Source organism: Oribacterium sp. FC2011 (assembly GCF_000701645.1).
In the GTDB taxonomy this organism is placed as follows: Bacteria; Bacillota; Clostridia; order Lachnospirales; family Lachnospiraceae; genus Oribacterium.
This window is the reverse complement of sequence record NZ_JNJM01000012.1, coordinates 1-24,728: the sequence shown is the minus strand read 5'-3', so window position 1 is coordinate 24,728 and position 24,728 is coordinate 1. Positions and strand designations below refer to the sequence as shown.

At 43.1% G+C, this 24,728-nt stretch carries 21 protein-coding genes and 2 pseudogenes; 21 read left to right on the top strand and 2 right to left on the bottom strand.

Features of this window, described 5'->3' with window-relative positions:
* Window positions 1-38 precede the first annotated feature (38 nt).
* From guaB to T357_RS0110820, 12 genes are all read left to right on the top strand, one after another.
* Window positions 39-1,502: an IMP dehydrogenase gene (gene guaB / locus T357_RS0110875; protein WP_031552301.1), complete on the top strand. Its 1,464-nt coding sequence runs from the start codon at window positions 39-41 to the stop codon at window positions 1,500-1,502.
* Window positions 1,503-1,598: 96 nt separating this feature from the next.
* A complete protein-coding gene (locus T357_RS0110870) occupies window positions 1,599-3,653 on the top strand; it encodes an NAD(+) synthase (RefSeq protein ID WP_031552297.1) in 2,055 nt (684 codons plus the stop codon).
* A 2-nt stretch (window positions 3,654-3,655) separates the two neighbouring features.
* Complete coding sequence (locus tag T357_RS21190; RefSeq protein WP_155991385.1) at window positions 3,656-3,829, top strand: hypothetical protein; 174 nt, start codon at window positions 3,656-3,658, stop codon at window positions 3,827-3,829.
* A gap of 69 nt (window positions 3,830-3,898) precedes the next feature.
* Complete coding sequence (locus T357_RS0110860) at window positions 3,899-4,414, top strand: hypothetical protein (RefSeq protein ID WP_031552294.1); 516 nt, start codon at window positions 3,899-3,901, stop codon at window positions 4,412-4,414.
* A 14-nt stretch (window positions 4,415-4,428) separates the two neighbouring features.
* Window positions 4,429-6,693 (top strand): NHLP family bacteriocin export ABC transporter peptidase/permease/ATPase subunit, encoded by a 2,265-nt coding sequence (locus T357_RS0110855; protein ID WP_031552291.1) that lies wholly within the window; start codon window positions 4,429-4,431, stop codon window positions 6,691-6,693.
* Between the two features lie 3 nt (window positions 6,694-6,696).
* The gene (locus T357_RS0110850; protein ID WP_031552289.1) at window positions 6,697-8,868 is read left to right on the top strand and encodes an ATP-binding cassette domain-containing protein; all 2,172 of its coding nucleotides are present in this window, start codon (window positions 6,697-6,699) and stop codon (window positions 8,866-8,868) included.
* Between the two features lie 140 nt (window positions 8,869-9,008).
* Entirely contained in the window at window positions 9,009-9,812 is an 804-nt protein-coding gene (locus tag T357_RS0110845; protein ID WP_031552287.1) for a TrmH family RNA methyltransferase, read from the top strand.
* 23 nt (window positions 9,813-9,835) lie between these two features.
* Window positions 9,836-10,849, top strand: a complete 1,014-nt coding sequence (gene argF, locus T357_RS0110840) for an ornithine carbamoyltransferase (RefSeq protein ID WP_031552285.1) — start codon at window positions 9,836-9,838, stop codon at window positions 10,847-10,849.
* Window positions 10,850-10,858: 9 nt separating this feature from the next.
* A complete protein-coding gene (locus T357_RS0110835) occupies window positions 10,859-11,164 on the top strand; it encodes a DUF6637 family protein (RefSeq protein WP_044916774.1) in 306 nt (101 codons plus the stop codon).
* Window positions 11,165-11,218: 54 nt separating this feature from the next.
* The gene (gene rpoD / locus T357_RS0110830) at window positions 11,219-12,427 is read left to right on the top strand and encodes an RNA polymerase sigma factor RpoD (RefSeq protein WP_044916772.1); all 1,209 of its coding nucleotides are present in this window, start codon (window positions 11,219-11,221) and stop codon (window positions 12,425-12,427) included.
* Window positions 12,428-12,526: 99 nt separating this feature from the next.
* Entirely contained in the window at window positions 12,527-13,288 is a 762-nt protein-coding gene (locus T357_RS0110825) for an epoxyqueuosine reductase QueH (protein ID WP_242840097.1), read from the top strand.
* Window positions 13,289-13,356: 68 nt separating this feature from the next.
* On the top strand, window positions 13,357-13,653 hold the full coding sequence (locus T357_RS0110820; RefSeq protein WP_031552274.1) for an HPr family phosphocarrier protein: 297 nt from the start codon (window positions 13,357-13,359) through the stop codon (window positions 13,651-13,653).
* A gap of 242 nt (window positions 13,654-13,895) precedes the next feature.
* Here the strand turns inward: T357_RS0110820 and T357_RS0110815 are convergent, their stop codons facing one another.
* Window positions 13,896-14,756, bottom strand: a complete 861-nt coding sequence (locus T357_RS0110815) for an Mrp/NBP35 family ATP-binding protein (protein ID WP_031552270.1) — start codon at window positions 14,754-14,756, stop codon at window positions 13,896-13,898.
* Window positions 14,757-14,983: 227 nt separating this feature from the next.
* Window positions 14,984-15,868: a LysR family transcriptional regulator gene (locus T357_RS0110810; RefSeq protein ID WP_031552267.1), complete on the bottom strand. Its 885-nt coding sequence runs from the start codon at window positions 15,866-15,868 to the stop codon at window positions 14,984-14,986.
* A gap of 761 nt (window positions 15,869-16,629) precedes the next feature.
* On the opposite strand from T357_RS0110810, the gene T357_RS0110805 reads away from it, so the two are divergent.
* The 9 genes and pseudogenes from T357_RS0110805 (at window position 16,630) to T357_RS19235 (ending at window position 24,394) form a co-directional block, all read left to right on the top strand.
* Complete coding sequence (locus T357_RS0110805; protein WP_031552264.1) at window positions 16,630-17,097, top strand: LeuD/DmdB family oxidoreductase small subunit; 468 nt, start codon at window positions 16,630-16,632, stop codon at window positions 17,095-17,097.
* A 1-nt stretch (window position 17,098) separates the two neighbouring features.
* Entirely contained in the window at window positions 17,099-18,346 is a 1,248-nt protein-coding gene (locus T357_RS0110800; protein ID WP_031552261.1) for a 3-isopropylmalate dehydratase large subunit, read from the top strand.
* Between the two features lie 199 nt (window positions 18,347-18,545).
* Window positions 18,546-19,037, top strand: coding sequence for a LeuD/DmdB family oxidoreductase small subunit (locus tag T357_RS0110795; protein ID WP_031552258.1), 492 nt, complete (start codon window positions 18,546-18,548; stop codon window positions 19,035-19,037).
* Window positions 19,037-20,281 carry a 3-isopropylmalate dehydratase large subunit gene (locus tag T357_RS0110790; protein ID WP_031552256.1) on the top strand — a complete coding sequence of 415 codons (1,245 nt, stop codon included), beginning with the start codon at window positions 19,037-19,039 and terminating at the stop codon, window positions 20,279-20,281. Before T357_RS0110795 ends, T357_RS0110790 begins: the two co-directional genes overlap by 1 nt.
* A 217-nt stretch (window positions 20,282-20,498) precedes the next feature.
* A pseudogene (locus tag T357_RS21745) lies at window positions 20,499-20,630 on the top strand (recombinase family protein); the annotation flags it as partial.
* 165 nt (window positions 20,631-20,795) lie between these two features.
* The gene (locus tag T357_RS0110785; protein WP_242840096.1) at window positions 20,796-21,113 is read left to right on the top strand and encodes a type II toxin-antitoxin system RelB/DinJ family antitoxin; all 318 of its coding nucleotides are present in this window, start codon (window positions 20,796-20,798) and stop codon (window positions 21,111-21,113) included.
* 2 nt (window positions 21,114-21,115) lie between these two features.
* Complete coding sequence (locus tag T357_RS0110780; RefSeq protein ID WP_031552250.1) at window positions 21,116-21,448, top strand: type II toxin-antitoxin system RelE/ParE family toxin; 333 nt, start codon at window positions 21,116-21,118, stop codon at window positions 21,446-21,448.
* Window positions 21,449-21,823: 375 nt separating this feature from the next.
* Window positions 21,824-22,882 carry a Fic family protein gene (locus T357_RS0110775; protein ID WP_031552247.1) on the top strand — a complete coding sequence of 353 codons (1,059 nt, stop codon included), beginning with the start codon at window positions 21,824-21,826 and terminating at the stop codon, window positions 22,880-22,882.
* Window positions 22,883-22,894: 12 nt separating this feature from the next.
* Window positions 22,895-24,394: pseudogene (locus tag T357_RS19235) on the top strand (N-6 DNA methylase).
* The last annotated feature ends 334 nt before the right edge of the window (window positions 24,395-24,728 follow it).

Genomic DNA, 24,728 nt, shown 5'->3' with positions numbered 1-24,728 from the left:
TGTCAGCGATTGTTTTTTTTTTTGAAAGGAGATTTCCGATGGCCAAGATTATCGGCGATGGCATCACATTCGATGATGTACTGCTCGTACCTCAGTATTCAGAGGTTGTTCCCAATTCTGTTGATGTTTCAACTTATCTTACAAAGACAATAAAGTTGAACATCCCGTTTATTTCTGCAGGTATGGATACCGTTACAGAGCATCAGATGGCTATCGCCATGGCACGTTGCGGCGGCATAGGCATTATTCACAAGAATATGTCTATCGAGCAGCAGGCAGAGGAGGTAGATATGGTAAAGCGTTCAGAGAACGGTGTTATCACGGATCCTTTCTTCCTTAGTCCGGAGCATACTCTTAAGGATGCCAATGATCTTATGGCCAAGTTCAGAATTTCGGGTGTACCGATCACAGTTGATCGTAAGCTTGTGGGAATCATCACAAACCGTGATCTGGTTTTCGAAGAGGATTTCACAAAGAAGATAAAGGAGTGTATGACTTCCGAAAATCTCATAACAGCAAAGGAAGGAACAACTATTGAGGAGGCAAAGCAGATCCTCGCAAAGGCAAAGGTTGAGAAGCTTCCTATCGTAGATGATGAGGGAGTTCTCAAGGGTCTCATCACCATCAAGGATATCGAGAAGCAGATGAAGTATCCGAACTCTGCAAAGGATTCACAGGGAAGACTTCTTTGCGGTGCAGCTCTCGGAATCACTGCCAATGTTGTAGAAAGAGCAGCTGAGCTCGTAAAGGCACATGTTGATGTTGTAGTACTTGATTCTGCTCACGGTCACAGCGGAAATGTACTTAAGTGTGTATCACTTCTCAAGGAGAAGTTCCCGGATCTTCAGATCATTGCCGGTAATGTTGCCACAGGTGCCGCAACTGAAGCTCTTATTAAGGCAGGAGCTGACTGTGTTAAGATCGGTATCGGACCGGGATCTATCTGTACAACCCGAGTTGTCGCAGGTATCGGTGTTCCTCAGATCACAGCAGTTATGAATGCTTACGAGGTATCTTCAAAGTATGGTGTACCTATCATCGCAGATGGTGGTATTCAGTATTCCGGTGATGTTGTAAAGGCTATCGCAGCAGGTGGAAACACAGTTATGATGGGTTCTGTATTTGCGGGTTGTGATGAGGCTCCGGGTGAGTTCGAGCTTTATCAGGGACGTAAGTACAAGGTATACAGAGGCATGGGCTCAATGGGTGCCATGAAGCAGAAGAATGGTTCTGCAGATCGTTATTTCCAGGCCAATGCCAAGAAGCTCGTACCTGAAGGCGTTGAGGGACGTGTTGCTTACAAGGGTAAAGTAGAGGATACTATCTTCCAGTTTGTGGGCGGTCTCAGAGCAGGTATGGGATACTGCGGTGCAAAGGATATTCCTACACTTCAGAGCACAAGCGAGTTCGTAAAGATCTCAAGTGCATCCCTGAAGGAATCACATCCACATGATATTCACATCACAAAGGAAGCGCCAAACTACTCAGTTGAGGATAATTAAAAACAAATATTTATTTTCCGAGCTGTTCCGAAAGGAACAGCTTTTTTGTGGTATAATCAACATCAAATAAAAGTTAATCAATCGGAGGCTTTTTCAATGATAGAAGGATTTATAAGGGTTGCCTCCGCAACACCAAAAATAAAGGTTGCGGATGTTTCACATAATAAAGAAGCGATAATCAAAAATATAGAAGAGGCTGAGAAACAGGGAGCAAGGCTTATCGTTTTCCCGGAGCTTGCATTAACGGCATATACCTGTGCGGATCTGTTCCACCAGACGATTCTTATTGATAAAGCAGAAAAATCACTGGATGAACTTGCGGAAGAAACCAGAGGAAGAGAAATTGTTGTTGTAGTTGGCACCACCTGGTACACAGATCATAAGCTTTATAATGCTGCTGCGTTTATTCACGATGGACGGATTCTTGGGATAGTTCCCAAGAAGAATCTTCCTAATTATGGAGAGTTTTATGAGAGAAGATGGTTCACTCCGGGCAACGAGGATGTGAGATTTTTAAAGCACAGGTCGAAGGCAACCGGAGAGATTTATGAGATCCCCTTCGGTATGAATATACTGCTTGAAGCCGAAGACCTTAAGGATTTTGTTCTTGCAGCTGAGATATGTGAGGATGTATGGGTTCCGGAAACTCCCTCCACAAAGCATGCCCTTGCGGGAGCCACAGTTATTGCCAATACTTCAGCTTCTGACGAAACAGTCGGAAAGGACAGCTACCGCCGGGAGCTTATTCGTTCCACCAGTGCCCGACTTGTGGCGGCTTATATTTATACCAATGCCGGGGACGGTGAGTCAACAACGGACCTTGTTTTCGGAGGACAGGATATCATTGCGGAGAATGGTTCCATAGTTAAAGAAGGAAAGCGTTTCGAGACCGGACTCTACATTGCGGATATCGACCTCCAGAAGCTGGATCAGGAGAGATCAAGAACAACCACATATCCTTCTGTTTCTGAGGAGCTGAGAGAAAAATATGAGATTGTCAGATTCAGCTTTGAACCGGAGAATGAAAATGTTAAAAAAATCGAACCGGTCGAAGCTGATATATCATCAGAGGGACCGGTTCATGAAAGACTTTTTGCAGAGGCTGCCGATCTCAGGAGATACGTTGATCCTAAACCCTTTGTGCCGGGAAACCAGCAGGAAAGAACCCGGAGATGTAACGAGATATTCACCATCCAGGCATTGGGCCTCAAGAAGAGACTGGAGCACATTGGATGCAAAACTGCAGTTATAGGTATTTCGGGAGGTCTTGATTCCACACTTGCACTTCTGGTAACCGCAAGAGCTTTTGATATGCTGGGTTTGCCAAGAGAAAACATTATCTCTGTAACCATGCCGGCCTTCGGAACCACAGACAGAACCTATAACAATGCCGTAACCCTGACAAAAAGACTTAACGCTACCTTGAGGGAGATTAATATCAAGGAATCGGTATTACTTCATTTCAGGGATATCGGACATGACCCTGAGGATCATTCTGTTACTTATGAGAATTCCCAGGCAAGGGAGCGAACCCAGATACTCATGGATATCGCAAATCAGACTGACGGAATAGTTATCGGAACCGGAGATCTCAGCGAGCTTGCTCTCGGATGGGCTACCTATAACGGAGACCACATGTCCATGTATGCGGTTAATGCAGGAGTTCCGAAAACTTTGGTGAGATATCTGGTTAAGTATGTAGCGGATACTTCAGAGGATAATGCATTAAGCTCGTGTCTCTATGATATCTTTGACACACCTGTGAGCCCGGAGCTTCTTCCTCCTACAGGAGACGGAAAGATATCCCAAAAGACAGAGGATCTGGTGGGACCTTATGAGCTCCATGATTTCTTCCTTTATCAGATAATGAGATTCGGTTTCAGTCCGAAAAAGGTTTATATGCTGGCTCTGAAGGCTTTCTCAAAGGAAAACCAGGGGGATTCAGACAATGCTGAGATATACGAAGCAGATGAGATATTCAAATGGTTAAACAAGTTCTACTGGAGATTTTTCTCCCAGCAGTTCAAGAGAAGCTGTCTCCCCGACGGACCAAAGGTTGGTTCTGTGGCGGTTTCACCGAGAGGAGATCTGAGGATGCCAAGTGATGCGGTAGTTGCTCTTTGGATTGAAGAGTTAAAAGAATTGAGGTAATCATGGAAAATATAAAAGATGACAAAAAAGTTCTTGAAAAAAAGGAAGATTTAAATGAATCTGCGGAAATAGAGTTTTTCGATGGCTTTTCCGGATTCGAACCCATACCGGATCAGGATCTGAAAAAAGTAATGGGCGGCCAGGAGATGATCATACCTGAAAGTGTCAGGTTATAAGGATATACCGGATTTTTATGAGATACTTTTCATCAATTGTTATTTCAACAGAGGCGCTTGGTAAAAAATATGGATAAAAAACAGCTCTTTAGAAAGAAAAGTTATGAGCATATCAATTCCCCTGAGAAGCTCGATCAGTTCCTGGATATACCGGGACCCAATACATGGGCTTTGATAGTGGCATTATTTATAACTATAGGTGCTGCTATCCTGTGGGGAATCTTTGGCAGCGTTCCCGAAACAGTATCTGCCATCGGCATCAGAACCCCAAAGGGTATAACCTGCTTTGTGTCTTCCCAGGAAGCTCATCGTGTGGAACCCGGAATGAAGGTCATAGTAAGTGATGAGAAAAACAGCATTATCGGAACAGTTGATCTTGTTGGCATGAGCGTGTCTTATTACAATGCCGGAGAAGCTGTTAATGCTCCATGGCTGCTTGAAAATAACCTGAAAGACACCGATTGGGTTAGCTCTGTTATCGTAACAGTTGAGGATGAAGATAAAGATAAGCTTGCCATCAATGCCGAGCTAAAGGCAAAGGTTGTGGTGGAAGAGAGACCGCCATATAAAATACTGTTTGACTGACTTATGGGAGGCATATGAGTAGGATCAAAAATATTCCTGTAGTTATGATGATGGAAAATACAGAGTGCGGTGCTGCCTGTCTCAATATGATATTGGGATACTACGGGAAATGGGTTTCTCTTGAGCAGGTTCGTCAGGATTGTGCCATAAACAGAGATGGAAGTAATGCTCTGAACCTGGTTTTGGCTGCACGAAATTACGGTCTGGTGGGAGGTGGCTACCGGGCTTCTGTTGATGCGCTCAAAAATGTATCTGTTCCCCTGATACTTCATTGGAATTTCAGTCATTTTGTGGTTTTTTGCGGATTTGACGGGGATAAGGTTGAAATCATAGACCCGGCCATGGGAAAGGTTTATGTTTCCATGGAAGAGTTTGATGTATCCTACACCGGAGTTGTATTGAAGCTTGAACCGGGACCTGAATTTAAAAAGGAAGGTCATCCCGATACGGTTATCAATTTTGTAAGCAGCAGACTGAAAAACTCCCAAAATACATTTTTGGCTGCTGTACTTTTTTCGATTCTGGTGGGACTTGGCGGTCTCATAAGTCCGTTTTTGAACAGAGTATATCTTGATTATATTCTGACGGGTTCAAACGAGGAATGGTTTGTCACAGTTATCGGATTCATGGGATTGATGGCCGGATTCATCGGAATTGCTTCCATTGTGGAAGCTGTATATGGTCTGCAGGTAGAGGCAAAGCTTGGCGTTAACGCCGGCATGAGGTTTATGTGGCACGTACTCCATCTTCCGGTAGAGTTTTTCAAGCAGCGTTATGTGGGAGATGTTGTTCAGAGACAGGAAAGTAACCAGAATATCGCAAGACTTCTCATTAAAAGTCTTGCTCCGATACTGATCGAAGTATGCTTTACTATCTTCTTTGTGGCAGCAATGCTTCATTATTCGGTAACACTTACCTTTCTGGGGGTTATGGTACTTTTTATGAACCTTGTACTTACCCAGAGAGCTACTTCTGTGGATATAAACAGGAACCGTGCCCAGCTTCAGTATAAGGGCCGCATGGATAATGCAACCATCGCCGGGGTCGAGATGATAGAAACCATAAAAGCCTCGGGAGTAGAGGATGAATATTTTGAAAGATGGGCAGGTCTTCAGGCCAATTTTCTGAATTATGGCAATACCACCCGTGGTGCCCGTCTGGAAGTATATCTGGGATTCCTGAAGGATCTCGCAAACTGGGCGGTTGTTACAGCCGGTGCCTGGTTTATATTAAAGGGCGAGATTACGGTAGGTATGCTTCTTGCCATCCAGGGCTTTCTCGGTAATGTTTCCACCCCGCTACAGAGTCTGATTTCAGTGGGACAACAGTTCCAGGAGCTGGTCAATGCCATCAACAGAGTAGAAGATGTAATGAGATATAAGGCGGATGTTCCGGAAACTTTTGACGAGGAGATGGAAAACGCCGGAATCATTTTAACTAAATCAAAAACGGATTCAGAGTCGGATGAAGATCAGGATGAAAATCCGGATGATGAGGAGAGAGACTTAAAAAGGGATCATATAGTGGAAAGACTGTTCCAAAATGAGAATCCTGAAAAGTTAAGCGGAGAAATTGAGTTTAAGAATGTGACTTTTGGATACAGTAAACTGTCGGCTCCTTTTATAGAGGATTTCTCCCTGAAGGTTCCTGCAGGCGGCAGTGTTGCATTCGTTGGATATTCAGGCTGTGGAAAGAGCACCATGGCGAAGCTTCTGTCAGGGCTTTATAAACCCTGGTCAGGCGAAATTCTTTATGACGGAACACCTATAGATAATATTCCGAGGGATATATTCACAAGTTCATTGTCAGTTGTGGATCAGGATATAGTTCTTTTTGAGGATGAGATATCTGAAAATATTTCTCTTTGGGACAAATCCATAGAGGACTTTGACATTATCCTTGCAGCAAGAGACGCCCATATCCATGATGAGATCATTTCAAGAGAAGGTGGTTATCATGGTATGATCCGGGAGAACGGAAAGAACTTTTCCGGAGGACAGAGACAGCGTATAGAAATCGCAAGAGTCCTTGCGGAGGATCCGTCCATACTTATACTTGATGAAGCCACCAGCGCACTTGATGCGGAGACCGAATATAAGGTCATGGAGTCCATCAGGGAACGAGGCATTTCCATAATAGTTATTGCCCATCGTCTCTCTACCATCCGTGAGTGTGACGAAATCATCGTTATGGATAAGGGCAAGATCGTTGACAGAGGAACACATGATGAACTTATGGAGAGGGATGGCTTGTATCGCCAGCTTATTATGATGGAGTAAGTAATGGGACTTCTTGATAATCAGATAAAAACCAGAAGAAAAAATGATAATGATGCCATGGAACGGGCTCTGGGTGAACTCCGTGCGGCGGTCATGGGAGAAGAAGTTTACTTCCAGAGTAAGGGAACAAGGGATGATGCCCTGAAGGAAATTCTCATATACTACGGTGTAAGATATGAAGATCCGCCAAGCATTCTGGACTCCTTTGAAGACCGTATGAATTTTATGCTCAGTCCAACCGGTATCATGAAAAGACATGTCAAGCTTAAAAAGGGATGGTGGATTCATGACGCCAATCCGATACTGGCTTATACCAAAACCGGGGAAGCCATGGCACTTCTTCCGAAGAATTTCGGAGGATACCAGTGGTATGATTATAAAAGCGGAAAATATATCAAAGCCCGTAAAGATAATGTGGATATCTTCACAGGGGAGGCTCTCGTTTTCTACAGGCCCATGCCTATAAAGAAGATGAACCTCATGGATTATTTCAGGTACATAGTGACGGAGATAAGAATTTACAGGATCATTTATTTTATTCTTCTCAGTATGATGGTCAGCCTGATGGGGCTGGTGACGCCGATATTTACCCAATATATATTCAATACCATAATCCCTATGAAAAACGGAAGGGCTCTTATGGTCATAGCGGCCAATTATTTAGGCATTCTTGTTGCGACAATGCTGATAAAACTGAGTAAGAATCTGTCCCTTCGTACCATTCAGAGAAAAGCTGAAATTGCTTCCGAGGGTGGGATCATGGGAAGAGTGCTGAACCTTCCGGTACATTTTTTTGAGGATCATAATTCCGGAGAGATGCAGAGAAGAATCATGGCAGGAAAGGAGATTGTTGAAAAGGCCACAAACATTGCTCTTGCTGCCATAGTCGGGGCTGTTCTTGCCGTTGCATATCTTATTGAAATTATGATAATGGTGCCTCAGCTTTTTCCTGTTACTATGGCCATAGTTGCCATACAGATTTTTTTCTTTGTTGTCATCGCCTGGATACAGCAGGACTGGAATTTTACTCTTCTGGAGGTCAAGTCCAAGATAAACGGACTTACCTATCAGCTTTTTTCGGGAATACAGAAAATAAAGCTTGCAGGTGCCGAGAAAAGGGCATTTGCCAAGTGGGCGAAGCTTTTCAAAGAGGAGTCTGACTGTAATTACAATGCTCCCACCATAACAACTCTTCCCGTAGTTCTTGAAGAGTTTATCGTTCTTGCGGGTACAGTGGTGCTTTGTGTGATTGCAGTGGAAAAGAATCTGAGCGAAGCTGATTTTATGGCATTTTCTTCGGCGTTTACATTGTTCCAGGCGGCCTTTTCTGCTTTGATCTCCGTTGAGGGAGAGATTTGTATGATCAAGCCTTTGTCCAGAGAGCTGATGCCTATTCTTGAAGCTGTTCCTGAAGTAGGAGAAAGTAAAAAGCCTATTCCACGTATGACAGGCGGAATAGAGCTTAGTAACGTAAGCTTCAGATACTCCGAAGAAGGCCCCATGGTTCTTAAGGGCATTAATTTAAAGATACAGCCTGGACAGTATGTGGCCATAGTCGGACATACGGGATGCGGCAAGAGCACCCTTATGCGTCTTCTTCTCGGATTCGAGACTCCCACTGAGGGCGGAATCTATTATGACGGAAGAGATCTGGACTCCATTGACTTAAAGAGACTGCGCAGAAATATCGGAGTTGTGCTTCAGAATGCACATCTTTTCGCAGGTACGATTTTTTCCAATATTTCCATCGCCTGTCCGGGACTTACCATGAAGGAAGCCTGGAAGGCGGCAGAAATGGCTGATATAGCAGATGATATCAGGGCTATGCCGCTGGGAATGCAGACCATGATCTCCGAGAGCGGCGGCACCATATCAGGTGGTCAGAGACAGAGACTGATGATAGCGCAGGCTATAGCATGCAAGCCTAAGATTCTTATGTTTGATGAGGCAACCAGTGCTCTGGATAATATTTCCCAGGATCAGATAGCAGAGTCACTTTCAGTGCTTAAGTGTACCCGTATTGTGATCGCTCACAGGTTAAGTACGATAAAAAAATGCAATAGAATAATAGTGCTTGACGGCGGGCAGATAGTTGAAGACGGCAAGTATGAAGAGCTTATGGAAAAAGGAGGACTTTTTTCAGAACTTATCAGACGTCAGCAGGTAGATATCTGATCCGGTCAGGAAATAATATTATTTTTATAAAACAGTTGAAAAAGTCTAAATGGTGAGCAATATTTATAGTGCACACCATTTAGACTTTTTCTTTTAAATATGGCATAAGTCATTCATCGAGTGGGCAGATAGGGGAATCATTGGAGAAGATCATATCTACCGGTAATAAACTGGTAAAAGAGGTTAGGGAACTTGAAAAGAAGGCAAAGCTGAGACGGGAAACAGGTCTCTTTGTAGCCGAAGGCGAGAGGCTTTGCAGTGAGATCCCTGCAGATTCCATAGTTCGTATATTTGTCACTCCGGATTATCATGGACGAATGCCAGAGGGTTTAGTGCGGGATAAAGTTAAAAGTACGTACACAAGAGCCGGAGGAGATATCGCTGTATATCAGGTGTCAAAGCAGATCATGGAATTCATGTCGGACACAAAAACAAGTCAGGGCATACTTGCTATCGTAAAACAGAAACATTACAAATCTTTATCCGGAGATTTCTTTATCATCCTTGATACCCTGCAGGATCCCGGAAACATGGGAACCATATTCAGAACAGCTGAGGCTGCGGGAGTAAAAGGAATAATCATGAATCGGAACTGTGTCGATATTTATTCACCCAAGGTTGTCAGAGCTACAATGGGGGCAATGTTCAGGATGCCTTTCATTATATGTGAGGACCTTTCCGCCGAAATACTTAAAATGAAGGCTAAAGGCATAGCTGTTTATGCTGCACACCTTAAGGGCGAGAAAAACCACTGGGAATTCGATTACAGTAAACCTGTTGCGTTCATGATAGGAAACGAAGGCAATGGTCTCAGTGAAGAGATCGCATCACTGTCGGATGCATATATGCGTATTCCGATGATGGGAAAAACCGAGTCATTAAATGCAGCTGTTGCAGCAACTGTACTGATGTATGAAACGGTAAGGCAGCGCATGAACAGATGACAGTGTAGAAAGGGGAGGATATTATGGCAGATTTAACCGGAAGAGATTTTCTAAAGCTTCTTGACTATTCACCGGAGGAGATAAATTATCTTCTCGATATTGCAGCGCGTTTAAAAGCTGAAAAAAAGGCAGGTCCGGTAAACGGACAGCCGATGCATAAGACAAGATTTGAGGGAAAGAACATTGCATTGATCTTTGAGAAGGATTCCACCAGAACCAGATGTTCCTTTGAAGTTGCGGCTTCAGATCTCGGAATGGGATCTACTTATCTGGGCCCCACCGGTTCACAGATAGGAAAAAAGGAATCTATTGCAGATACAGCCAGAGTTCTGTCAAGAATGTATGATGGAATCGAGTACCGTGGCTTTGATCAGAGTATCGTGGAGGAACTTGCAAAGTACAGTGATGTTCCGGTTTGGAACGGACTTACCAATGAATTCCACCCGACTCAGATGCTTGCGGATATGCTCACCATACGTGAGCACAAAGGAGAGCTCAAGGGATTGAAGCTGGTTTATATGGGTGATGCCAGATACAATATGGGAGATTCCTATATGGTAACCTGTGCAAAGCTTGGAATGCATTTCGTAGCCTGTGCTCCCGAGGAGTACTGGCCTAACAAGGAACTTATAGAGACCTGCAGAGAGATAGCATCAAAGAACGGGGCAGTGCTTGAGTTCACAGAAGACGTTAAAACGGCATGTACAGATGCTGATGTTATATGCACGGACGTATGGGTATCCATGGGCGAGCCGGATGAAGTTTGGGAAAAGAGAATACATGATCTCAGTCCATATCAGGTTAATGCAAAGGCATTTTCCTATGCAAAGAAAGATGCTGTATTCCTTCATTGTCTGCCATCGTTCCATGATACAAATACAAAGATCGGTAAGGATATTTATGAGAAATACGGTCTTAAGGAAATGGAAGTGACAAACGAAGTCTTTGAGTCAGACCACAGCGTGGTTTTTGACGAGGCAGAAAACCGTATGCATACTATCAAAGCAGTTATTTACACTACACTTGGCGGAAAGTAAGAGGTGCAGATGGCAAAAATAAATACTGTATCAAGAGGTACTGCAAAGAATATCGATCTCATACATATCGTTCTTGGGATAGTGATCGTTGTTATGTCAGTTATGGCTTTCACAAATCCTGTCGATAATATGGTATTGTTTCCTTTGATATTTTTTGCTGCGGCCGCACTTAAGATAATTTGCGGAGTTACGGTAGTTTCAAGATATGATACCGAACATGACAAGAAGCAGCGTTTTCGTGGTTCGCTTCAGATTGTTGCGGGAATGATCATTTTTGGAATAGGAATCATTTCGGCAGTATCTATTTGGTTTTAAACAGAATAATGATCAAAGGATTTTCGGATGTTTAAACCATAAAAAGGAGTAAAGATGGCTAATAAAAAGGGTGTTGGTGAAAATGCTTCAAAGGCTTCTGACAAGAAGGAGCTTAGCAAAGAGGAACTTGTAAAAAAGATAGAGCTGCTGTGTAAAAAGGGCAAGAGCAATAAAAACTCAATCGATCAGTCCGACATAAATGAGATGTTCGCATCAGATGATATAACTGAGGAACAGATGGAGAATATCGGTCGTCTCATAGAAAACCGTGGCATCGAGATCAATCCAATCGTTGATGAATCTGTTTTGAAGGGAATGGAAACAGGAGTTCTTCTCGGTGATGCAGATGATGATATCGAACCCATAGATGATGAGCTTGAAAAAGAAGAAGAGGAAAATGTAGATCTGGATGCTGTCAATCTGCTTGAAGGTATAGGTACTGAAGATCCTGTACGTATGTATCTCAAGGAAATCGGAACAGTTCCGCTTCTTACGGCTGAGGAAGAGTATAGTCTTGCTACGCGTAAGGCTAACGGAGATGAGGATGCAAAGCAGCGTCTTATCGAGGCAAACCTTCGTCTGGTGGTATCCATTGCAAAGAGATATACAGGCAGAGGCATGAGCTTCCTGGATCTGGTTCAGGAAGGAAACCTGGGACTTATAAAGGGTGTTGAGAAGTTTGATCCGGAAAAAGGTTTTAAATTGTCTACATATGCAACCTGGTGGATCAGACAGTCTGTAACCAGAGCTTTAGCAGATCAGGCCAGAACTATCCGTGTGCCGGTTCACATGGTAGAGACAATAAACAAGATGTCAAAGATGCAGCGTAAACTTACACTGGAGCTTGGATACGAGCCAAGTGTTAAGGAGCTTGCAGAGCATCTTGATATGACCGAGGAGAAGGTTCAGGAAATCATGCAGATCGCTAGAGAACCAGCTTCTCTTGAGACACCTATTGGTGAAGAGGATGACTCAAATCTCGGAGATTTTGTTGCAGATTCCAATATCGTATCTCCTGAGGGAAATGTTGAATCCGTAATGCTGAGAGAGCATATCGATTCACTTCTCGAGGACCTCAAAGAACGTGAACGTCAGGTTATAGTCCTCAGATTCGGACTTGAGGACGGCCATCCGAGAACTCTCGAAGAGGTAGGCAAGGAGTTCAATGTTACCCGTGAACGTATCCGTCAGATCGAGGCGAAGGCTCTTCGTAAACTCAGGAATCCTGTCCGTTCAAAGCGGATCAGAGATTTCCTTCAGTGATAAATGATTTGATTGTTAAAGACAGGTAGCCGGCTTTAATGCCGGCTATCTTTTTCGCATGGTGAATAAATCCGAATAAACATGAGTTGTGAAAGGAAAATGATGGAGTATATAAAGCCGGAACCCAATACTAAAAACTATAAAATGCTTTTGGACAAGATCATTGAGTCATGGCAGAAGGATCCTGAAAAAAAGGGGAGAAGGCCAAGACTGCTCCTTCATAGCTGCTGTGCGCCTTGTTCCAGCGCTGTTCTGGATCATATGTGCAAATATTTTGACATTACCCTTTTTTACTATAATCCCAATATTTCTACAAAAACGGAGTTCGAACACAGAGTATCTGAGCTAAAAAGACTCACACATGAGATGGGGATAGACATGGAAAGGACTGATGAAGACGGAACTATGCTGGGAAAAGTTTCCGTGGTGGTTCCTGAGTATGATCATAAGGAATTCCTGGAAATCGCCCGGGGACACGAAAAAGATCCGGAACGCGGAGAGAGATGCCACCTGTGTTATCGTCAGAGACTGGAGAAAACCGCAGCATATATGGATGCCGTAAGAGATGGTGCCGAGTCCGGTAATGAATCCGGTGAAATTCCCTATGATTATTTCTGTACAACCCTTACTATTTCTCCGATGAAATCAGCGGAGATCCTTAACAGGATTGGTGAAGAGGTGGGAACAAACCATGGAGAAGCATTTCTTCCTTCGGATTTCAAAAAAAATGGTGGATATCAAAAGTCCATCGAACTGTCCCGGGAGTATGATCTATACAGGCAGGATTTCTGCGGCTGTGAATTTTCCAAAGCTGCCAGCGAAAAAGAACGGGAAGAACGTATGGCGTTTAGAGATAAATAGAGTTATAATCAACCCGTTAAATTTATTTCTTTTACCCGAAATAATAATTTTTAGGAAGAGGATTACAAATGGTATCAGGAGAAGTAACCGTAGTTAATGAGTCAGGATTACATCTTAGACCTGCAGGAGTTTTGACACAAACCAGTATAAAGTATAAGAGTAATATCTACTTATACAATGGCGATCGCAAGATAGTTGCCAAATCTGTTCTTAACGTAATGGCTGCAGGAGTTAAGCAGGGTGCACACTTAAGAGTAGAGTGTGAAGGACCTGACGAGGAAGAGGCTCTGGAAGCAATTATAAATGCTATTTCTTCGGGGTTGGGCGAAGGAACAGAGTTTAATAGTGAGGATAGAGTATTTTGAGAGAGCTGGTCAGATGATTCTGATGTTATAGATAGATTAGACTGAAGTTTTTTTAAAATGAATATTGGTTAGTGAGCAGATGACTGACACTTTGTAAGGGGTGCGGCTGTCTGATTTGCAAAAGCGCGGTCGGGAGGAGACTCCCGACCGCGTTCTATTTTTTCAAGAGCCATTGGAGACGGTTCTCGCCGGAGAGAACCGTCTCCAATGGCTCTTAGAAACCAGTCAGTTTTCCTGCCGGTTTACAGTGATTCTATTGCTTTTATTGCTTCTTTCATTTCAGGAAGGTCGATGGCCTCAACAGCACCGGCATCCATATATGCTGAATTCTTTGGATCCATAGGAAGCTTTGCGAGAACTTTGAGACCATGCTCTGCAGCAACTTCATCTATATGGCTCTCACCGAAAACGTGTATTTCTTCGCCGCAGTGAGGGCACTTTAAGTAGGACATATTCTCGATGAGACCTATGATAGGAACATTCATCTTTGCAGCCATATTAACTGCCTTTGTAACGATCATGGATACAAGCTCCTGAGGAGATGTTACAATGATGATTCCGTCAATAGGAAGAGACTGGAATACTGTAAGAGGTACATCACCTGTTCCGGGCGGCATATCTACGAACATGAACTCGATATCCTTCCAGTTGACTTCAGACCAGAACTGTTTAACAGCCTGAGCGATAAGAGAACCTCTCCAGATGATGGGATCGGTTTCGTTTTCAAGAAGAAGGTTAGCGGAGATGATCTCGATTCCGTTTGCTGACTTGTCAGGAATCATAAGCTTTCCGTCTATGGTCATGCCTACTCCGTCATTTGATAATCCGAAGGCTTTCGGAATAGAGGGGCCGGTAATGTCCGCATCAAGTATTGCGGTTTTAAAACCGTCCTTATTGGTGCCGGAAGCAAGAAGAGAGGTTACGGTTGACTTGCCGACTCCGCCTTTTCCGGAAACTATTCCGATAACTTTTTTTACACTGCAGCCTTCTGCAAGCTTTGCTTTAAAATCAGGTGTGCCACCGTTACGTGAAGGACAATCCGATCCGCATGAACTGCAGTTTGAATTGCAGGATCCCGGTGTCTGTTTTTCTAATTCTGCCATATATATTAACTCCTTTCGGCACCTGTTATTCTTAGTGTTCATTGGTGCTTTTGAAACATTAGCGTAATCAGTTTTGACAGCGCTTAGTATAGGATTCTACCATAGAAAAAGACCATCGTCTATGAAACGATGGTCTTTGGATTGTATTAAATGATATAAGTGTTATGGATTTTACAGTCCTGTTCAAAGCCTTTCGAAAGAATCCTATGGCTTTATGTGAATGATCGTTAATCCAGAATACTAAGGAATGCATCCAGAGATTTTGAAGTATTTCCTGAATTGAATACAAATCCGATGTTTCTGGAAGGAATCGGAAGCTGGAGAGGAATCTCCACAAGTGAACCTTCATCAAGCTCCTTCTGTACAAATTCACGTACAACACAGCTTACACCGATGCCGATTTTTGCAAACTCGATAAGGAGATCCATAGTAGTTACTTCGAGGATCTGAGCCGGCTCAATGTTCATGGCCTTAAAGTAGTCATCGATATGGCGTCTTGTCATATTATTCTGATCCAACAGCATAAGGTTTGCTTCTTCAAATACATTGAAGTCAGGTCCGCAGATGGATCTGAGATTCTCCATATATCCCGGAGTTGCAACAAATACGTCATGGATCTGTCTGGAGTTAACAAAACGGATTTCCGGACGTCTGCTCTTAGGCTCTGCTGTAAGACCTACGTCTATCTTTTTAGCCTCAATGAGATTAAGAGTCTGGGCAGTAGCCTGCGTGTTGATGGATACACGGATATTTGGAAACTGCTCCATAAATCTCTGCAGATAGGGGAGAAGGATGTAACGGCAAAGAGTTGTGGAAACGCCAAGCTGGATATGTCCAATGTTGAATTCCTTCATTCGCTTGAGCTCAACTTCTGCGTTATTGATATTATCAAAGGCATCCTTTATGTATTTATAGAGGATCTGACCTTCTTCGGTTAAGGTGACACCTCTTGAATTACGGTTAAATAACTTGGTATCCAATCCGTCTTCAAGCTTGACTATTGACTTTGAAATTGCCGGCTGTGAAATGTAAAGTTTCTTTGCTGCTTTGGAAATGTTTCCGCAAGTTGCAACTTCGTAGAATATTTTGTAGCCTGATAAATTCTGATCCATCTGATGTACCTTCTTTCCTTGGGAGCATATGTCTACAATCCTAGCTAATGAATCTTTGAAGAGATGTCGATATTCCTCTTGCAAATCAAATTTATGAGTACTATAACATATCTTCACGCCATAACACAAGATTATTTATGATAGATATTAATATAACTTTTGGATGCTTGCAACAGTTCAGCCAGGATGCCTTATTTTCGCAGTGAACAAGGCATTACATTGACTCATATTCCGGTTACCAGCATTTGAGTCATCCTGAATGGCAGGTAATAATGACTCAATTTCAGGTAATCAGGATATGGGTCATACTGAATAGCAGGTTATAATGACTCAATTTCAGGTAATCAGGATTTGGGTCATACTGAATAGCAGGTTACATTGACTCAATTTCAGGTAATCAGGATTTGGGTCATACTGAATGGCAGGTTACATTGACTTATATTCTGAATTCTGAGTTTTAAGGTCAATCAGTGGTTCCAATAACTCTGGATTGTGGGGAAAAGAGCCGACCACGGTCTTCGCGAACCATTGCCGGCTGAACTGTTGCAATGCTTTGGAGAAAAAACCACGAAAGAAAATAACTAAAAAGCATAATACACATCAAAAACATATATTAGAATTATAGAAAGGCTGATGTTATAGTTGATTTAAAAGAATGCGCGGTAAACAATCATATATAGGAGCTGATCAGATCTGCATCAGTATGTCAGAGATAAACGGCGAAAAATATGCATTTATAGATGAGGAGGAGAAAAACCAGTATGGGAAAAATTTTCAAATACGGAAAGGATGTAGATACTGATCAGATCATTGCATCCCAGTATCTTTTATATCCTACAATCGAAGAGATGAAAACACATGCTTTTGAGTCTCTTGACGGAGACTTTATTAAGGAGGTGCAACCTGGAGATTTTATAGTTGCGGATGAGAATTTCGGCTGCGGATCCTCAAGAGAGCAGGCACCGGCTGTGCTTAAGGCCTGTGGAATAAAAGCAGTACTGGCAAAGTCATTTGCACGTATTTTCTATCGTAACTCCATAAATCTGGGTGTACCGGTAATAGTTTGCAGTGAGGTTTATGACCATGTTGAACGTGGGGATGAAATGGAACTCAATATGGAAGAGGGCTATGTTTCCGTTAACGGAGAGAAATATGCCTGCACCAGGGTTCCTGCATATATGAAGAATATACTGGATCAGGGCGGACTTCTGGCATCACTGGAGGGATGATATGGGAATGACTATAGCTGAAAAGATAATCGCAAGAGCAGCAAAAGCTTCGGAGGCTCATGCGGGCAATATATATGTGGTGGAGCTGGACCATCTCATGAGTAATGACGGAACCACTCATCTTACCATAGATATGTACAACAAGCTGAAGAACAAAAAGATTTATGACAAGTCAAAGCTTGTATGGATAGTGGATCACAATGTTCCCTGTGACAGCCCGAAGACAGCGGCTTCACAGAAGAAAATGCGTGATTTCGCGAAGGAAAACGGCATTACCTTCCATGAGGGCGATGGAATCTGTCATGAGCTTATGATAGAGAAATATGTAAATCCAAAGGAGCTTGTATTCGGTGCAGACAGCCATACCTGCTCCTACGGTGAGCTTGGAGCCTTCGGAACCGGTGTAGGATGCACGGATTATCTCTATGCTATGGTTACGGGAAAGTCATGGGTGCTCTGTCCCGAGACCTTGAGATTTAATCTTACAGGGGCGCTTCAGAACGGTGCAACCGCAAGGGATCTTATCCTTACCATCATCGGTCGTATCGGTGCCAATGGTGCAAACTACAAGGCCATGGAGTTTGCGGGTCCGGGAATGAAGAACCTCACCATGTCAGACAGGATCTGTATCTGCAATCTCTGTGTTGAGGCAGGAGCCAAGACAGCGCTCATGGAGGTTGACGATATAGCCAAGGCATATCTTAAAGAGCATGGCCGTGAGGCGGCAGACGGTTTCGTAAGTGATGAGGATGCTGTATTTGAGAAGGTCTATGACATTGACCTTTCGGAGATAGTTCCGGTGGTTGCAAAGCCTCATTTTGTGGATAATGTTTCTCCCGTGTCAGAGGTGGAGGATGTTAAGATCAATGAAGCCTTCTTAGGCTCCTGCAATAACGGACGTATCGAGGATCTGAGACTTGGTGCTTCCATCATAAAAGGAAAGAAAGTGGCAGAGGGCGTGAGATTCCTCGTTTCGCCCGCCAGCCGCGATATCTACGATCAGGCTATGTCGGAGGGAATCATTGAGACCTTTATGGAGGCCGGAGCCATCGTGGTTAATCCCAACTGCAGTGTATGCTGGGGAAGCTGTCAGGGCGTCATCGGTGAAGGTGAGGTTCTCATCAGCACCGGAACCCGTAACTTTAAGGGAAGAGCCGGAGACAAGAATTCCTTTGTATATCTTGGATCTGCGGCAACTGTAACGGCATCGGCTGTGGCAGGAAAGATCGTAAAGGCAGATATGATATGAAATTAAAGTTGAAGCTTTGACGGGATGATTCAGGAACCTATCACACTTTTGGGCAGAAGACCAGGAGAAGTATAAAGGTATGACATTAATTCTATAGAATGCTGATTTAAGGATGTGTTTTTGAAGGATTTTGAATACCTGATGTATAAGCAGTATCTATGAATCATGACAGCAATTAGAAATATAATGGAGGTTTTGAATGGCTTCATTTACAGGAAAAGTCTTTGTATTGGGGGATGATATCGATACGGACATCATCATTCCTACAGAATATCTTGCATTAAAATCAATAGAAGATATGAGACCTTATGGTTTCTATCCTCTTCGTCCGGAGCTTCCTTCGCTTATAAAGCCCGGGGATATCATAGTTGCGGGCAGCAACTTCGGGTGCGGTTCATCTAGAGAACAGGCGCCGGAGGTGATAAAGGCACTGGGAGTCAAATGTGTGGTGGCGAAGTCATTTGCACGGATTTTCTACAGAAACTCCATCAACAACGGACTGCTCCTCATAGAGAACAGTGATATACAGGATAAGATCAAGGAGGGCGACGAGCTTACAGTGGAGCCGGGCAGGGAACTGGTTCTTAACGGGGAAGCTTTTAAGATCGGTTCACTGCCGGACAACCTCATGGATATCCTGAATGAGGGCGGACTGGTCAACGCTATGAAGAAGAGAAACGGGGTAAAATGATGGGAGCGACGCTTATTGAGAAGATCATCAGAAGAAATGTTCATGATGATAATGTTAAGGCCGGAGACATCGTCTTCGTAAAGCCGGACCGCGTTATGATACACGATATATTCATTCCTTTTGTGGCAGATAAGTTTCACGAAATGGGATTTAAGAAGGTTTGGGATCCGGAGAAGGTAGTCATCATTTATGACCATATGGTACCGGCGAGTCAGGTTGATGACACAAGACATTTCAGGATCGGAGATGCATTTGCCAAAGAGCAGGGCATAGAGCATATACACAGAGCCGACGGTGTATGTCATCAGCTCATGCCGGAGCTTCGTTATGCGACACCGGGAGATGTGGTTTTCGGAACAGATTCACATACGGTGACCTATGGCGGAGTGGGAGCATTTTCAACAGGCATAGGATACACAGAGATGGCCGGGATTCTGGGAACCGGAGAGCTTTGGATAAAGGTGCCGGAGACTATCAGAGTCAATGTCAACGGTAAGCTGCCGCAAGGTGTTACTTCAAAGGATGTGATACTCACTATCATAGGGGATCTCACTGCAGCGGGAGCCACATATAAGTCCATGGAGTTTGCCGGGGATACCTTCGATGCGATGTCCGTTTCCGAGAGACTCACCATGGCTAACATGACTATAGAAGCCGGAGCTAAATGCGGACTTTTCTATGCAGATGAGAAGACCGCAGAGTTTTCGGGAGTGCCATGTGATGAAGCTCACGGATGTTTCAAGGATGAGGGAGACGGAGACTACGTTCAGGTTCTGAACTATAAGGCAGAGGACTTTGTGCCGGTAGCGGCATGCCCTTCTCAGGTAGACAAGATAAGGCCGATTTCGGAGCTTAAAGATATAAAGATCGATCAGGTGTTTATCGGTTCATGTACCAACGGTCGTCTCGAGGATCTGAGAGCCGCGGCTGAGATACTGAAGGGAAAGCATGTTGCACCGTATGTGAAGCTCATCATCACGCCGGCCAGCCGTTCCATCTATATAAAGGCTGTACAGGAAGGACTTATGAAGATCTTCAATGATGCCGGAGCCATCATCATGAATCCGGGCTGCGGCCTCTGCTGTGGACGCTCCGGAGGAATCCTTACTGACGGTGAAACCGTAGTTGCCACCAACAACAGAAACTTTTTAGGCCGTATGGGTACCAATAAGGTCAATATCTACCTCGCTTCACCTGTGACTGCCGCTTACAGCGCGGTAAAGGGATACGTGACGAATGTGTGATATTTTCGAAAGGTTAGTTTTGTTTCCTGAAAAAAAACCTTGTTTGAAGGAATAGTCAAAGGATGTTAATATCTAATTGTAAGAAAAAGTGCTACCGGTAGACGGTTAGCCCTACAGTTTTAATTGGTTAAGAATAACCGCTCGAGTTTCTCAGGCTCAGGGCGGTTATTTTTGTGTCTTGGAATCATGCTTTCCATGCATATATCCAAGATTATTGAATGTATTCATAGACAAGGAATCCGGGAAAAACTTCGAAAGATCACAATATAAGAAGCTCTTGAAGAAATTAAAACCCGGTGATTGCCTCGTGATCAAAAGCATTGACCGAATGGGACGAAACTACGAAGAGCGTTTAGTTTTTATGATTGCTTAAGTGAGGACATAGATAGTAACAGTTCAGCCGACCCTCAAGAGGTCGGCTGAACTGTTACGAGTGTGGAGATAATATCGCCGTCATAGGCTATGAGATGTGTTGCGAAGTGCGTCACATTTGTATATACTGAAGATGAATAATATGCAGAAAGGTGGTGCATGGAATATGGCGGTTAAAACAGCGAATGTAAATTCAAGAATGAACCTGGATGTAAAGCAGCAGGCAGAGAGTATACTTGATCGTTTAGGAATTCCTCGCTCTGTGGCTATTGACATGTATTATCGACAGATCATTGCGCATAATGGTATTCCATTTTCGCTCACGCTCCCAACAAGTGTTCCTGCAAGGGATGAAATGACAACAACGCAGTTTGATAGGATGATGGCGACAGGACTTCAACAGGCGAAAGAAGATGATTCTTTTGATGTCGATGAAGTGTTTGGTGAACTGGAGGGTTAAGTGTGAAATCATATACCATAAGGATTACAAGACAAGCTCGAGAACATCTGCGTGGAATAAAGAAATATATTGAAAAAGAGCTTCTTGCACCTGTGGCTGCTCAAAATACCCTTACAGTTTTAAAAAAGGAAATACGAAGTCTTTCAGAAATGCCGGAACGCATCAAATTAACAGATGAAGAACCTTGGAGAAGCGAGGGGATTCATCGGATGCGTGTAAAAAATTACTATATCTATTTCTGGATAGACGAAGATAATCATAGAGTGCAGATTACATCAGTGATTTATGTGGCGCGTGATCAGGTAGCACAATTGGAATTGATGGAAATGGATTAATATCTAATTGTGAGAAAATAGTGCTACCGGTAGACGGTTAGCCCTGTTTTATGATTAGTTATAAAGATAACCGCTCAGTCTGGCAGGACAATGGGCGGTTATTTTTGTGTCTTGGAATCATGCTTTCCATGCATGTATCCAAGACTATAGAAAGTTGCACAGAATTATAGAGATGGAATAGCACACGAAATTCCTACAAACCGTGAATTTAAGCGGCTTGTAGGGATTTTTTAATTACATCATCATTCACTTAACTACATCATTTATATATAAATGATGTAGTTAACATTGGCAATGAGTATAATGAGTGTTATCATTTAAATGCATCATTATATCCACTCATGAGTGAATTGATGTTTGAATGAGGATATTGAAATGAGAAATTTTGATTACAGTAAAAAATGGGAAAAACTACTGACACCGGAAATAGTGGCACTGCTTACGCAGATCCATGAGTATAAAGGTGAGCAGTCACTTTTTATAAAAGCGAAGGCAGATTCGCTGACGCAACTTGTTGAGATTGCGAAGATTCAGAGTACCGAAGCATCCAACAAGATTGAAGGTATCTATACTTCCGATGCGAGACTGAAAGCACTTGTAAAAGATAAGACAACACCTAAGACGAGAAACGAGCGAGAGATTGCCGGATACAGGGATGTACTTATTACAATCCATGAGAGTCATGATTACATCTCAATAAGACCGAATATGATCCTTCAGCTTCACAGAGATTTATATAAATTTGAAGGGTATGATATCGGAGGAAAGTATAAAGCAGCGGATAATATCATTGAGGAAGAGGACGAACATGGCAACAAGTTTGTAAGATTCAGACCGATCCCAGCCTGGGAAACGCCCGAGGCAATCGAGAATCTTTGTAATGAATTTGAAAAAGCACTCGGAACCGGGACAATAGATCCACTTCTTCTGATACCTATGTTCATATTGGATTTCTTGTGTATCCATCCATTTAATGACGGCAACGGAAGAATGAGCAGATTGCTTACACTACTGATGCTGTACAGAGCCGGATACATCGTGGGAAAGTATATCAGTATTGAACATCTGATTGAAAAAACTAAAACATCATATTATGAGTGCTTGCAGGAAAGCTCTCTTAACTGGCATGAGGAAGAGAATAATTATGTTCCGTTTGTACAGTATATGCTTGGTGTTATAGTTGCCGCATACAGAGATTTCTCTGACAGAGTAGAGACTTTAGTTACCAATGGCCTTTCAAAGCCGGAGCGTGTGGCTGAACTGATCAAGAACACTTACGGTGAGATCACAAAGTCACAGATTATGGAGAAATGCCCCGACATCAGCCGCATAACTGTTGAGAGGGCACTGTCAGAACTTCTGTCATCGGAAAGCATAATAAAGATTGGCGGCGGCAGATATACAAAATACGTTTGGAACAGAGACAAGGAATAAAGGAGAACAGCAATGACCGGAGAGCTTGGTAATAAAATTGATAGTTTGTGGGAGATTTTCTGGAACGGAGGAATCACCAATCCGCTTGATGTTGTTGAACAGATGACATACCTCATGTTTATAAAGGATCTGGATGATACAGATAACCTCCGTGCAAAGGAAGCTGCCATGCTTGGGCTTTCTTACAAGAGCATATTTGCAGATGAAGTTGAGATCGGAGACCGTAAGATTGATGGTAATCAGCTTAAGTGGTCTTCCTTCCACGACTTCCCGGCACAGAGAATGTATTCAGTTGTTCAGGAATGGGTATTCCCTTTTATAAAGAATCTTCACGGAGACAAGAACTCTGCCTATAGCAAATACATGGATGACGCAAGCTTTAAGGTAAACACTCCTTTGATGCTCTCCAAGATTGTTGACGCTATGGATGAAATATATTCCATGATGGAAGAACTACACCAGACAGACATCCGTGGTGATGTATATGAGTACCTTCTTTCTAAGATTGCTCAGTCCGGCGTTAATGGCCAGTTCAGAACACCGAGACACATCATCCGTATGATGGTAGAGATGATGGATCCGAAGCCTACAGACTTTATCTGCGACCCAGCTTGCGGAACTTCCGGATTCCTTGTTACCATCGGAGACTACTTAAGAGAAAAATACAAGAAGGAAGTACTTCTTGATATACAGAACAGAAATCATTTCATGAACGACATGTTCCATGGATACGATATGGACAGAACCATGCTCCGCATTGGCGCTATGAATATGATGACACATGGAGTAGAAAATCCGTTTATCGAGTATCGTGACAGCTTATCTGATCAGAACCCGGATAAGGATATGTATACCCTTATTTTGGCAAATCCACCATTTAAGGGTAATCTTGTTGCAGATACCGTATCAACAGACCTTCAGAAGGTGTGTAAGACCAAGAAGACAGAGCTTTTGTTCCTGGCATTGTTTGTAAGAATGCTTAAGATTGGCGGAAGATGCGCGTGCATCGTTCCTGACGGAGTGCTCTTTGGATCTTCCAATGCACATAAGGCTATAAGAAAGGAAATCGTAGAAAATCAGTGACTTGAAGCGGTGATTTCCATGCCTTCCGGTGTATTTAAACCTTATGCCGGAGTATCTACCGGAATACTTATCTTTACTAAGACCGGTCATGGTGGAACAGATGATGTGTGGTTCTATGATATGACTGCTGATGGCTTCAGTCTTGATGATAAACGTACTGAAATCAAGGATAACGATATCCCTGATATTATCAGCCGTTTTAAGAATCTTGAGGCTGAAAAAGACAGAAAACGTACGGACAAGTCCTTTATGGTTTCTAAGAAGGAAATTGCTGATAATGATTATGATCTCTCTATCAACAAGTACAAAGAAGTTGAATATGTAGCGGTAGAGTATCCGCCTACATCAGAGATTATGGCAAATATCAGAGAAATCGAGAAGCAGATTAGCCAAGAAATGGATGAGCTTGAGAAGCTTCTGAATGTGTAACTGTAGTGTCCTAAGCGACGAAAATAAATTGAGATTGAACAAAATCGCTGCGCGATGGCCTGCCAGGGCTGTGGCGCAGTTTTACTTTATTGACAATTAAAAAACAGTGGAAGTACTTTTCGTAATTCGGTATTGTTAAGTTACCACACAAAACAACTGAATACGGAAAGCCCCACTGCCTATGAAAACAATAGCATTTAACGGCGTCTTCCGCAATCGGAATTATGATGCCAACGCGCCTCCTGATGGGTAGTTGTCACTGTAAACACTACTTAATCATGGAGGTTTTTATGTACGAAGATATTTTTGCTTCTATCCGTCAGGCTGCTGAAAA